Source organism: Bifidobacterium sp. SKU, assembly GCF_026016405.1.
Taxonomy (GTDB): domain Bacteria; phylum Actinomycetota; class Actinomycetes; order Actinomycetales; family Bifidobacteriaceae; genus Bifidobacterium; species Bifidobacterium bifidum.
The window spans coordinates 1,902,530-1,915,654 of record NZ_CP092890.1; the positions used below are offsets into that span (position 1 = coordinate 1,902,530).

8 protein-coding genes are annotated in these 13,125 nt (G+C 61.8%); 1 reads left to right on the forward strand and 7 read right to left on the reverse strand.

Annotation, left to right across the window (positions count from 1 at the left end; translation table 11 throughout):
• The 7 genes from MMB49_RS08175 to MMB49_RS08205 all read right to left on the reverse strand — a co-directional run bounded on the left by MMB49_RS08175 (position 1) and on the right by MMB49_RS08205 (position 11,715).
• A complete protein-coding gene (locus tag MMB49_RS08175; protein WP_047270883.1) occupies positions 1 to 1,662 on the reverse strand; it encodes an FHA domain-containing protein in 1,662 nt (553 codons plus the stop codon).
• Positions 1,663 to 1,954: 292 nt separating this feature from the next.
• Positions 1,955 to 2,338 (reverse strand): 50S ribosomal protein L7/L12, encoded by a 384-nt coding sequence (rplL, locus tag MMB49_RS08180; RefSeq protein ID WP_003814432.1) that lies wholly within the window; start codon positions 2,336 to 2,338, stop codon positions 1,955 to 1,957.
• Between the two features lie 99 nt (positions 2,339 to 2,437).
• Positions 2,438 to 2,959 carry a 50S ribosomal protein L10 gene (gene rplJ / locus MMB49_RS08185; RefSeq protein ID WP_003814430.1) on the reverse strand — a complete coding sequence of 174 codons (522 nt, stop codon included), beginning with the start codon at positions 2,957 to 2,959 and terminating at the stop codon, positions 2,438 to 2,440.
• A gap of 207 nt (positions 2,960 to 3,166) precedes the next feature.
• Positions 3,167 to 4,171: a GDSL-type esterase/lipase family protein gene (locus MMB49_RS08190; protein ID WP_047270885.1), complete on the reverse strand. Its 1,005-nt coding sequence runs from the start codon at positions 4,169 to 4,171 to the stop codon at positions 3,167 to 3,169.
• A gap of 354 nt (positions 4,172 to 4,525) precedes the next feature.
• Positions 4,526 to 9,787 (reverse strand): glycoside hydrolase domain-containing protein, encoded by a 5,262-nt coding sequence (locus tag MMB49_RS08195; RefSeq protein ID WP_047270887.1) that lies wholly within the window; start codon positions 9,785 to 9,787, stop codon positions 4,526 to 4,528.
• A gap of 160 nt (positions 9,788 to 9,947) precedes the next feature.
• On the reverse strand, positions 9,948 to 10,172 hold the full coding sequence (locus tag MMB49_RS08200) for a hypothetical protein (protein WP_047270888.1): 225 nt from the start codon (positions 10,170 to 10,172) through the stop codon (positions 9,948 to 9,950).
• A gap of 148 nt (positions 10,173 to 10,320) precedes the next feature.
• Positions 10,321 to 11,715, reverse strand: a complete 1,395-nt coding sequence (locus tag MMB49_RS08205) for an NCS2 family permease (RefSeq protein WP_003816557.1) — start codon at positions 11,713 to 11,715, stop codon at positions 10,321 to 10,323.
• Positions 11,716 to 11,940: 225 nt separating this feature from the next.
• Between MMB49_RS08205 and MMB49_RS08210 the strand changes: the two genes are divergently transcribed.
• Positions 11,941 to 12,900, forward strand: a complete 960-nt coding sequence (locus MMB49_RS08210) for a hypothetical protein (RefSeq protein WP_052773292.1) — start codon at positions 11,941 to 11,943, stop codon at positions 12,898 to 12,900.
• Positions 12,901 to 13,125 lie beyond the last annotated feature (225 nt).

Consider the following 13,125-nt stretch of genomic DNA (forward strand, 5'->3'; position numbering starts at 1 on the left):
TCACTTCCCTACCGCTTTGCGGTAACTCTTGTAGCCCTCATTGTTCTCCAGCGCGGCGTCGATGTCCGCTTTGCCCTGATCTTCCAGCCAATTATAGAGGTCATCGTACAGCAATGGATTCATGGCGAGGAACGGCAACAGCTCTTCGCAATTCGCGATGGCGAACTGCTCGGTGTAGTCTTCCGTGGTCTTCGCCTGGTCAGAGGTGTACCCGTTGACTTCGATTTTCGGTTCGGCGGCGGCAAGCCTGCCTTTCGACACGAGTTCGAACACCGATCCCGGCTCGAATGCGGGTCGGAACGAACCGGTCGAGTCCGCCTCGTCGTCGTTCGGCTGCGCGAACCGGCGGTGCTCTTCCGGAATCTCCCCGTGGGCGGTGTCCGTATCGGCTTTCACGACGCCGTCGCCTGCCACGGCGCCGGCGGTGACTTCCACACCGGCCGCGTTGGCTGCGACCTCGTTCACCGCCTGACGGATGTCATCGTGCGCCTCCTGATCGGATGGCGCCTGCTGGAATCGGTCGTCGGACGGCTGTCCGTTCGCCAACTGATCCGCCTGCTCTGCGGGCGCGGTGGACTGCCCGGCCTCTTCGCTGTCCTCGGCGAGCGCGTCGGCGAACAGGTCGCGGGGCAACGCCACCGCCGGCTTAGCACCGGCACCGGCCACGTTCAACGGCATGGAATCGGGCTCGCTCGGCTCATCGTTGGTCTGCGATTGGGCCGCGGTCACTACAGAATCAGATACAGCGGAATCAGCCGGTACCGTATCCGCGGCGGACTCGGATGCCACGGTTCCAGAAGTCACGGTTTCAGGCGATGCCGTATCGGATGTCGCAGTCTCAGTGGATACGGCCGCGTCCGCGGCATCAACGGCACCCGCAGGCGCCGCATTCTCGGAGGACTCGGCGGCTTCCGGAACCTTGGCCTCGGCATCGCTCTCAGCAGCGTCGGCCTCAGCCGGCGACACGGTTTTGGCCAGCACCGCGGCCTCAACGGGCATGGCAGCATCCGACGAAACGGCAAGCTCCGAATCCGGCTCAGCGGCGCCGGCCGCGGAATCCGCCTCCAATCCATCCGCCGTGGTCGTCTTCTGCGGCGGGAACGTCTGCGATGCGGCGGCATTCAGCTCACCGACACGCTTGCGCACGGTGGCAGCGCTGATCGCGGCGGTAGGTTCCCCTGCACGCAGGTCAAGAATGTCATCCACCGACATGTCGGCCACATCAGGCTCCTGCTTGACGGTCTCCAAAGCGTATCCGAACAGGTCGGGCACGACGAACGTGTCGCTCACCGGCTGCTCCACACGAATGAAATCGACGGGGACATCGCCGAATTGCAGGCGCATCGGTGAAGTCGGCAACAGGAAATCGACGTTCGGCGGCAGACGCATGAGATCGCCATTGCCCCGCACCACATATGACCCGTTGGTCGAGCCCAGATCGCGCACGGTGCCGCCGCCGTTCTGACTCACCGCGAAGGTCGCATGGCGTTTCGACATGGACCGCGTGCCGTCCGCTATCTCCAGGCGTTCGGTGCCGTCATCGGGCAACGGCCGCAACGGCTTGCGCCCGATTTCGATGCTGTCTCCCGGCTTCACGGTTTTCTGATCGATGCCACCGATTCTCACCGTCCACTGCTGTATCGTCCGCTGATCGCCAGTCACGTGCCGCCCTTCCTTTCACGCTCGTTCGCATACTATGTGCCATTGTGTCATGTCCCGCTGTGTTTTCAGGGATTGATGACCGATGAATTGACAACATTATCGCATTGATGCCGGTATTTCGGATTGTAGCGCACACCGGTGCGGAGCGCCCATGTCAGGCCGTGTCAGGCGTTCACAGAAGCGGTCTCGGCTCCGGTGCGCGGACCGCCGCATACGCGCAGACCCTGCGGCCGCATGTGCGACAGCAGGGTCTGTGAAAAGCTGCAATGTGCGGGTTTCACTCCCGCGATCATTACTTGAGCTCGACGGTGGCGCCAGCCTCTTCCAGCTGAGCCTTGGCCTTCTCGGCGTCTTCCTTCTTGGCCTTCTCCAGGATGGCCTTCGGAGCGCCATCAACCATGGCCTTGGCGTCAGCCAGACCAGCGTTGGTGATGGCCTTGACAGCCTTGATGACCTGGATCTTCTTGTCGCCGACAGCGGTCAGGACGACGTCGAACTCGGTCTTCTCTTCCTCTTCGGCGGCAGCGCCGGCAGCCGGAGCGGCAACGGCGACGGCGGCCGGAGCGGCAGCCTCGACGTCGAACTTCTCTTCGAAGGCCTTGACGAACTCGGAGAGCTCGACGAGGGTCATTTCACCGAAAGCTTCCAGCAGCTCTTCGTTGGTGTACTTAGCCATGATGGCTTCCTTTCATTCTGGCGGCGGCCTTCAGCGATTGCCGTCCGCCTGATGTGTGTTGTTTTCCGATTGTGGTTCATGCGGCAAGCCGCATGAGAATCAAGCTGCCTTTTCCTGCTTCTCGCGCAGAGCGTCGATCGTACGCACGGCCTTGGTAGGCACAGCGACGAACAGGTATGCGGCCTTGGCGGTCGTGGCCTTGAGGTCGCCTGCGAACTTGGAGAGCAGCTGCGGACGGGACATCATGTCCGCCAGCTTGGTAGCACCCTCGCCGTCGTAGACGGTGCCGTCGGCATAACCGCCCGAGATAACGAGAGCCTTGTTGGTCTTGGCAAAGTCACGCAGCGTCTTCGCAGCCTCAATGAAGTCGCCCTTCACGAAGGTGATGGCGGTCGGGCCCTTGAGCAGGTCGTCAAGACCCTCAATGCCCGCTTCCTTGGCGGCGATGCGCGCCAGCGTGTTCTTAGCCACAGTGTAGGAAGTATCGCGGCCTAGCTTTTCGCGCAGTTCGGAAACCTGCGGAACGGTAAGCCCGCGGTACTCAGTCAGGTAGACAGCGTCGGCGTTACGGAACTGTTCCGTAAGCTGAGCGACTACCGCTTCCTTTTCGGGCCTCTTCATGGCGTTCCTTCCTAGATCGGCCATTGATCCTGCGAAGTCCCGCGCACCCTGCCAGGGCAATAAAAAAGCCCTGCGCACAGGCAGAGCAACATACAACCGTTTCCGGCGAGCCGTATTACGGGCACATATTTCTCAACCTGCGCTGGCTTGGCGAACCAAACTTCGTGAGTGCTTGCACACTCCAACCAACGGTCTGTGGTTTACAAGTCATATAGAATACGGCCGCGAGCGGACACCTTCAACCCGGGCGTGTCGCGACCGTCCGCCCAGCACGAGCGCCACTCCGGTAATGCCCGCCGACAGCATGGCTATGATGGCCACGACGGCATCGGAGCCGCGCAGGGCATCCCGTTTCCCGTTGCCATCGGACGAATCGCCGGCGTTCCCGGCGGTGGTACCCTGCGAGGTAAGGCCGAATTCCACGCCGGCTCTTTTCGTGGCGCCGTTCTCCGTCTCGTTTGCGATGACCCGTTCCCTTCCGGTGGAGCCGATGATCTGCGCCGACCGGTGCATGACGCCTGCGATCTGCTCGGCGAGGAACCGGTACCCGTCGTCGTTGAAGTGAACGCCGTCGGCGTCATACAGCTGCCGCCGGTTCGCGGTCGCCGCGTACAGGTCGATGGTGTTCCAACGCTCGTCACGGATCAGCGACTCCTGTACGGGATGTAACCTGTTCACGGAGTTGACGGAGACATATTTGGTACCGGGGGCGACCCGGTATGAGTGCGGTGAACTCGCGAAATACACGACCGGTCGGCTGGCGAGATCCCGGTACACCCTCACCAGCTCCTTCGCCCCGGTCCTGTACAGTGTCTCGTTCCAGTAGGCGTCCTTGGAATCGTTGGTGCCGAGCATGATGATGACGATATCGGGGGCGAACTCCTTGCTCTGCCGGAATTCGGCCGAATCCCAATATGACCAGCCCGTGCCCCGCAGCAGCGTGTCACCAGCGGCGCCGAAATTGCGCACGTCATAGCCGCTGCCGAGGATGCGGCCGAGCCACGCCGGATATGCGGTGTCGCCTTTCTTGCCGCCACTGGATTTGGAGCCGTCCGTAAGGCTGTCGCCCACGCATGCGACCTTGATGGGCGCGGCTGCGTGCGCTTCTCCCTCGCACGGCACCATAACCGCCAATAAGGTCAACGTCAGCACGGCGAGCGCCGCGGCGAGTAGACGGAACGGCGAATTGCGATGAATCACACGGTTCCTCATGTCGCAGACCTCGCTATCCCTTCACGGCGCCAAGCATTATCAACGCCACGCTGCCAATACCATAAGTTTCTCACGGCAATCGTGGCCATAAGTGAGGATTTGCCAGCGAAGACCTATGCGGCTCGCGTCGGTCCGGAATGTTGACTAAACAGGCGGCATTCCATCGCGACACGCCCGGAGTGCTCAGCAAGATCGGCATGCCGAATTTCATGAAACGCCGCCATGGAGCCGATTCCCGCAAACGCACGCGACGATTGTGCTACGCACTCCGGGCGTGTCGTGGTCGGAGGCTGCAAATAATCGGCCCGCCGGACGAAAATTCTCCGTCCGACGGGCCGACCGCCCCATGTCGTCTCAGCGCTTGGCCAGTGCGAGCGCCGCACCGGCCATGAGCGTCAGGGCCGCGGCGGCGATCGGAACGATGCCGGCACCGGTGGCGCTCAGCCCGCCCTTCTTGCCGGTATCGGGCTTGGTCTCGTCGCCCTTGCCCGGCTTGCCGTCGCTGGGCTTGCCGTCGCCGGGCTTGTCACCGTCACCCGGCTTGCCACCATCACCCGGTCCGTGCTTGTCACCGTCATCCTTGGCCTTCAGCCCGTCGATGGCCGCATCGATGGCGGCGGCGAGCGCGTCAACCTGCGCCTGTTGCAGGGATTCGTCGGCATCTCCGGCCTTCGCGGCCTTCACTGCGGCATCCATCTTCGCCCACGAGTCAGCCGTGTAGTCGGCCGCATTCAGCGCCTCTGCCCGCTTGATTGCCGCCTTCAGTCCGCTGCGGTCGATGAGACCGTTCGCGTATTCGACCTCGCCGAGCTTGAACTTCGCCTGCTTGATATAGCAGCGGTCGGTAGTGACGCCGCCGGGCCAGTTCTGCGAGAATTCCTTGTCCCAGTGACCGTACGTGTCCATGATGAACGTACCGTCGTCGAGCACCGCTACACCCGCGTAGCCGGTGTCGCCCGACTTCGCGTTGTTCGCCCAGTCCTCGGCCAGCAGGATGCGGTATTCGCCGTCCTCCTGGTTAATGAGCTGGTCGTAGGTGCCGACCCAGGCCACCCAGTCGCCGGCGTTCCAGTCGTTGCCGCCGTCGAACCGGTTGTTGCCGTTGAGATCGTAGTTGATCTCGCGGAACGTGACCAGCAGACGGCCGGAAATCGGATCGTAGGCAATCTTGTGCCGTTCGCCCGCCAGCGAGCCGGGCAGATCCATCGGCTTGCTCCACGTCTCGCCCTCATCATCGGAGTAGATCAGTGTCGCCGGGTTGTTGTGCGACTGGCTGCGCGCCAGACCGATGATCCGCTTGCCGTCGGGAGAACGGAACATGCCGATCTCGCACATCTGGTATGCGCTTTCGATGCTGCGCCATTGCGCAAGATACGGCTCCGATTCGCTCCACTGCTCGTCGCCGTTCTCGGCGAAAGTGAGGTACGTCCTGAAATTGACGTACGCGTAGTTGTGGTAGACGCCCATCCATTTCTGGATGTCGTTGCCGTCGGAGTCCTTGAGCTGCACGAGGCTCGCCATGGCGACGATGGCGTCGTTGTTGGCGTTGTCGTACGTGCGGTTGGACTGCCAGTGCCGGTATTCGGTCCAGGTCTCACCGTTGTCGTCGGAATACGATGTGTTCCATCCGTACCTGTTGCCGGCGGAGTCGGTGCCCCAGCCCGGGCAGGCGGTGATCATCATGATGCGTTCGGTGCCGTCGGCCAGGTTGAGCACGTACAGGGTCGGCGTCTCCTGCGAACCGGCCCACGACGCGGGGATGTCGGTCTTGCGCGTCCAGGTGGCGCCGTCGTCGTCGCTGATCTTCATGATCAACGGTCCCTTGCCGTGCCCTTGCGGGAACGAGGTGATCAGACGGCCGCTCTTCGTGCGGATCATGTCGGGCTGGCCGAAGTACTGGTTGGACGTGTCGAGTGACTTGTGCACGTCCGTGACCTTCGTCTGGTCGAGCTTGTACTGCGGCAGCGTGTTCTTCATGGTGAGTTCGCGGCTCACGTTGACGGTCACCATGTCGGTGAATCCACCTCCCCGGACGGTAATGACCGCCGTTCCGCGGGACACTCCGGTAACGGTGCCGGAGGCGTCGACCTTGGCGATGGTCGGGTCGCTCGACTCGAACGTGACTGTACCATCGCCGTCGCCGCCCTGCAGGTTGGCGACGATGGTGTACGTCCCGCCGATGTACATATCGGTCTCATGCTCGGCGAGGTTGAGACCGGGCAGCAGCATGCCGGCCGCGATCTCGGTGTCGGAGAGCACGCGCTTGTAGATCTTCACCTCGTCGATCAGGCCAGTGAAGCCGGGGCCGCCGATCACGTCGATCGGGGCGACGACATCGTGCATCTTCGTCCACGTGTTCGTCGCGCCGATCTTCGTGCCGTTGACGTACATGGTCAGTCCGGCTGCCTTGTCCTGAGTCCACGCGATGTAATACCACGTGCCCGGCTGGAAGTCGTACCGGAAGGTGAGCACGTCGCCGCTGGCGGTGCCGACACGGAAGCCGGATTCGCGGTCGGCGTCCATCTTGAGGTCGGCCGAGTACTTGCCGTCCGCACTCGTCATCACGGCCGAGCGGCCGGTGAGTTCGGCGTCGGAACGCACCCAGTAGCCGATCGTCCACGGATCCGTCTTCGCGATGTCGTTGCCGCCGGCCAGGGTCACGCCTTTGCCGTCCGTGACCTTGAGCGCCTTGCCGGACTTGCCGTCAACGTATTGCGCCGTGGCGTCGGCGGTGCCGTTGCGGGTGCCCCAGGAGTCGTTGGCGTTCGAGTCGTCGAACGAGTAGTAGTGCAGCCCCTGCGCCACGACCTGTGGCGTCACGGTGAGGGTGATGCTCGCCGATTTCGTCGGGTCGGCCTTGGACGTGGCGGTGATCGTGGTGGAGCCCACGCCGGCGGCGGTCACCACGCCCTTGGCGGATACCGTGGCGACGCCGGTCTTGGACGAGCGCCATGTCACGGACGCGTTCAGCAGGTTCGCCGGCTTGAGTGTCGCGGTCAGCTGCTTCGCCGTGCCCAGCATGATCTCCTGGTCGCCGCCGTCGATGGCAACGGATTCCACCGTGCTCGTGCCTTGCGCCTTAAGGGATATGTACTTGTCGGTGAGCGTGTCGAGGTCACCCTTGAATCCGCTCATCTCATTGGCAAGCTGTGTGACCTGCGCGTCGGTCAGATACGAGTGCGAGGTCGTCACCGTCGTTCTGATCTTCGCGTACATCGCGTCGGCATCGGCCTGCAACGAGGGGATCTCGGTGACCATGAGCCTGATCTTGTTCACGTCGCGCACGCCCTCGGCGATGCGCTCCAGGCGCACGGACGACTTGGACACCTTGTCTCCGCTCTTCTCGCTCGGATAAATCAGGAACGGGTCGCCGGGCTCGAAGGCGTTGTGCGTGGCGTCGTTGAGCGGGTCGGCCACCCATGCGTCGTACGCCCAGCGCAGGAAGCCGCTGGTCTGCTCGCCCGCGTTGACCACCGACCAGTAGCTTTCGACCGGGGCGGACAGCGAGAAGTTGCCGGGCTCATGCTCGGTGCAGGAGTACAGCGTGGTGCGAAGGCCCTTTGCCTCACGCGCCTCGATCAGCCGGGTGAAGTCGGTGGGATGGGCCGCCGCCGCGGTGTCGCCGACGTTCAGGTCGGTGACGCGCAGCGCCAGGTCGAACTTGTTGACGAAGCCGTCCATCGCGCCGGCGGTCTTCAACGGCACGTCGTGGATATTCCGTATCGAGTCGATCAGGTCGAACGCGTCGGCGCTGAAGCCGCGCTCGTCGATGCCGATGTACGACTCGTCGAACCAGCCCTTGTCCATCAGATGCTCGATGAGCTTGCGCAGGAAGTCGGTCCACACGCTCCTCCAGCGCTCGGATCCGACCGTGTATTTCTCGGACTTCATCGTCCCGTTCTCCCAGTACGTGAAGTTGCCGTGCCAGGGCGCGATGCTGTATATCACGATCTTGTCGCCGATGCCGAGTCCCTTGTTGAACGTCACCCACTTGTCGAAGTCGGTGAAGTCGTAGGTGAACCCGCCCCCGCTCTTGGTCCACTTCACCATCGACGGGTAGTGGATGGCGTTGGCGCTGTAGGTCTGGCCGGACCATGCGTCCTCGTTGATGGTGGTTGTGATGGCGTGGCCGCCGATGGACTTGTACAGTTCCATGCTTGATCTGAGGATCTGCAGGTGCTCGTCCGAGAACGGGGTGACGCCGTAGTATTCCGCGGAGGAATACGGGTACTGCCACAGTTCCACGTCGAAGTTCTTCTCATACTCTGCCGGATCAGGCAGCGTAGCGGCCTTCACCTCGATGGTGTAGGTGAATGTGAGCGGCGTTTCCATCCCGTCTGCGGTGGCGGTCAGCGTGGTGGTGTAGGTGCCGGCCTTGGCGTCCTTCGGTATGGCGAACGATACCCAGATGTTCTGCACCTGATTGGCCTTCACCGTGATCGGGCCGCTTTGGTAGAGGATGTCGTTGCTTTCGGAGCGGTTGGTCTCGGTGGCGGCGGGCACCTCGCGGTTCGGGTCTCCGTAGCCGAGATAGCTGCCGTTGTATGCCCTGGTGGACTTGATGAACGTGGCCGTGACGTTGCTTCTGGCGATGACGTCGCCGCCCTGCGACGTCAGGTCGCTTGCGGTGACCGTCAGGTTCGAGACGGTGGTGCCGACCGCGGCGAGCGAGATCTCGCTGTTGACCTTGTCGTTCTTCCACGCTTTCAGCGCCCGGTTGTTCGTCGTGAGGGCCTTCACCTCGTCGAACCGCTTCTGCGTGTATTGCGTATCGGGGTCCACGATGCCGCCGGTCAGGTTCGGTGTCATCCTGGCGACGGTGACGTCGACGGTCTTGCTGATGCCGGCCGCAGTCGAGGCCACGGTGATGGCGGTGGCTCCCGGCGCGACCGCGGTGACCGTGCCATCTGCGCCGACTGTGGCGACACTCGTGTCGCCGCTCGTGTAGGTCATGTCATCGATGGTCGCGTAATCGGGCGCCACCGTATACGAGATCCGCTTGCTGTCGCCAACGCCCAGCGTCATCGAGGTCGTGTCGAGTGTGACGCCGGTGACCACGTACGGCTGATGGGTCACGACGACCTTGGCGCAGTCGATCAGCGCGTTCGTGGAATTCGTGTCCCGCTCGCCTGTGGCCACCGCCTTGAACACGTGCTCACCTTCGTCAAGCCCGGTGAACGACGCGATTTTCGTCTCGTTGATGTTGGAGGCGTTGTACAGGCTGTACGTGCCTTTTTCCGCTCCGTCAATATAGTATTTCACCTTGCCCATGGGCCTGTTCTTGCCTGCATAGACGTCGATTGCGCTGCCGAAGAATCGGACCGTATACCAGATGTCCTCCGCCGGGAGGCTGTCGGATGGCGCCTTGGACCACGTATGCACGTCGTTGCCCGGATCCCAGGCGTTGTCGGCGAACGTGAAGTAGTTGCCGTCGCCGGTGATCTTGGTGTGCGAGATGGTGGTGGTCTGCACGGGCTCGACGGCCTGCGCCCGCATCCCCGCGAAATGGGGGCCCATGACCGTCGCCAGCATCATGGATACCGTGGCGATCACGGCGGCGGCAGGTCTCCATGGAGAGCCACGACCGCGCAACCACATAGATATTCTTCGGTTCATTTATGGACATCCTTTCTTTCACCTTTGAAAATCGGCCACCCTATTGTGTCCCAGCCTTTATCTTTGCCAGCTGTTTCTGATTGTCCAGTATGCCAATCGCGACCTTGCGCTCAGCATCCACTCAGTCTATGTGTTATGAAAGACAACGGCCTCGATCTTATCAGGACACAAGCTTGGCGAGATCGTTGCCGTATTCGCCGAGCCTCGGCAGGTCGACCTCGCGCCCGTTGAACGGCTCCTGCTGCCATGAGCTGTAGGAGCATGTCACCGTGACGTCCTTGCCGCGCCGGTACTGGCTGTCGAGCAGCTGGCCGCTGATGCAGATCTCGCAGGCCACGATCTGATCGTCGTCTGCGGACGGATCGCCGCTCACCGTCAACATCATCGTCGCGACGGGTGGTATAGGGCAGTCCGTTCTGTCCCTTACATCCATCGCATTGCCGAGAGAGCAAACACACAAGACGGCACGATACGAATCCCGGCCCCCGCTGGAAAACCAACGGGGGCCGGGATTCAAGGCAGGGCAGATGCCATTACAGCACTGCCAGCAGGATGAAGTTGAGGATGAAGAGCAGCGAGACAATCCAGATGATCGGGTGAACGCTCTTGGCTTCCTTCTTGCAGGTCTTGACGATGCAGTAGGTGATGAAGCCGGCGGCGATGCCGTAGCTGATCGAGTACGCGAGCGCCATGAACACGGCGGCGAAGAACGCCGGAATCGCCTCGGAGATGTCGCTCCACTCGATCTCCTTGAGGCTGGAGGCCATCATGCAGCCGACGATGACCAGCACGCCGGCCGTCGCTGCGGACGGCACCGCGGAGATCACCGGGGACAGGAAGATCGACAGCGCAAAGCAGATGGACACGACCACGGAGGTCAGGCCGGTGCGGCCGCCCGCCGCGATGCCCGCGGAAGACTCGACGTAGGTGGTGGTGTTCGAGGTGCCGCAGATCGCGCCGATGGAGGTGGCGATCGAGTCGGCGAACAGAGCGCGGTCCAGCTTGGAGGAGAAGCCCTTGCCGTCCTCCATGTGCTTCATGTCGTCATCGGAGAAGATGCCGGTGCGGCGGCCGGTGCCGATGAACGTGCCGAGCGTGTCGAACGTGTCGGACATCGAGAACGCGAAGATCGTGACCAGCACGAGCGGCAGTTTGGATACGTCGGAGAACAGCGCCGGGAAGCCATCGGCGCTGAAGATCACGCCGAAGGTCTGCGGCAGCTGGGCGAACGTGTCGGAGATGGACACGGAGTTGGACATGCTGGTCAGGCCCATCGGGATGCCGATGATCGCGGTGATGACGATGGTCAGCAGCATGCCGCCCTTGAGCTTGAGCACGGTGAACACGATGGCGAACAGCAGGCCGATCAGGAACAGCCACAGGGTCGGGGTGTTCAGCGTGGCCAGACCAGGCGTGGCGCCGGTGGCCAGGCCCTTGCCGGCGGCCTTGGTGTCCTTCGGGGTGAAGGTGACGAGGTTGACGTTGAGCATGCCAACGTAGGCGACGAAGATGCCGATGCCGCCGCCGATGGCGTTCTGCAGCATGGGCGGGATCGCCTCGATGATCATCTTGCGGATCTTGGTGACGGTGATGATGATGTTGATGAGGCCGCACAGGAACACCATGCACAGCGTCTCCTGCCACGTGAACTTCAGACCGAAGCACACCGTGTAGGTGAAGAACGCGTTGAGGCCCATGCCGGCCGCCTGCGCGTACGGCACATTGGCGAACAGGCCCATGACGAGCGTGCCGATGATGGCCGCGATGATCGTTGCCAGGAACACGCCGCCCCACGGCATGCCGGTCTGGTGCAGGATCTGCGGATTGACGACGATGATATAGCTCATCGCGAAGAACGTGGTGAGGCCGGCCACGATCTCCGTGGACACGGTCGTGCCGTTCTCCTTCAAATGGAAGAACTTCTCCATACTTTCTCTGCTTCCTTGAATGTGCGAGGCCATCCGGCCTCGGCGAGACAAACTGCTATTCGCCCGGTTTCCCGAACACGCCCACCATAACATCTTCATAAGTCATGGATGTTATGGTGCCGGACGGCCTGTGGATATATGTGGATAACCCGTTCTCCATCCACATATCCACAGAAATCCCGCCGTCGGTGGCGCGCGGGCCCCCGACCCGCTAGCGTTGCGCCCATGAACGATTACGAACCGATACCGGGCGAGCCGACAGCCACCATGTTCCAGTCATTGGAACAGATTAGGCGGCAGACTCTGCAACGCTGCACCGCCACGGTAGGGCAGTCCGACCGCCAGCTGCTCTTCGGCATGACCACCGCTCTGGAACTGCAAGGCGTGCCGGTGCCCTCCCACTGCAATCTCGACACGGCCGCGCTGCATGTCACGGTGCGGACGCGCTCCGGCAGGCCTCATATTCGACCGTTGAAATCCGTCCCGGTCATTGTCCACATCTGGAGCCATTGCACTCCGCAATCACTCATCCACATATCGAATGGCGTGCACGCATTGCACGTGTTTCATGTGTGGGTGCAGCTGTCCCCATATCTTTCGACAGAGAATCTGGTTGTGCTCGGAGATTCCATTCTCGCGATGCTGGTGCGCAATGGCGCGCCGGACGCGGACAAATTGTATCTGGAGTTGCAGCGTTTCATAAAAGAGATGCCGCCGTTCCGAGGAAAAAGCATTTGCAGGCAAGCCATGACACTGGTACGCCCCAATGTATGGTCTCCCGCCGAAAGCTCGCTACGGCTGGGCGTTCAACGCCACGGAATACCGGATGGACGATGCAATGTCGTGGTTCCTGGAATCACCTTTCGCTCAGGAGCAGCCATTTCGCTGGACATCGCATGGGTCGAGTTCAAGGTCGGAGTGGAATATGACGGCGATCATCATCGAACGGATAAGGTCCAGTGGCGCCGAGACAACGAAAAAAGGGAACGGTTGCGGGCCCCCGGCTGGATATTAATCATCGTGACCGCTCAAAATCTGATTGACGAGATGTCGATTGCGGAACTGGCCCTGCGTATAGCAAGACGACTCGCCGAGCGCGGAGCGACGATAGAATTCGAGGTCATCGCAATCAGCCTAGAGGAACTGGCGAGGAAGCACGGGTATCGGTATGACCGAAGACGATAGGCGTCGAATCATGCTATGACCGGGAACAACGCGAACGTTCTCGGGTGGAGCGGAGCGTGACAGTCAAGAATGTCGTTGTACAACGCGGCTGTTGTACAAGGAAGCTACTACCCAAAAACGCGGAATAGAGCCATTCTGGTTTATTGATTCAGATACGACCGCAGGACAACGCCCGCAAAACAACAAAACGCGGCAGTTGTCCAGCATCGTCGTCGCTTCTTCTAT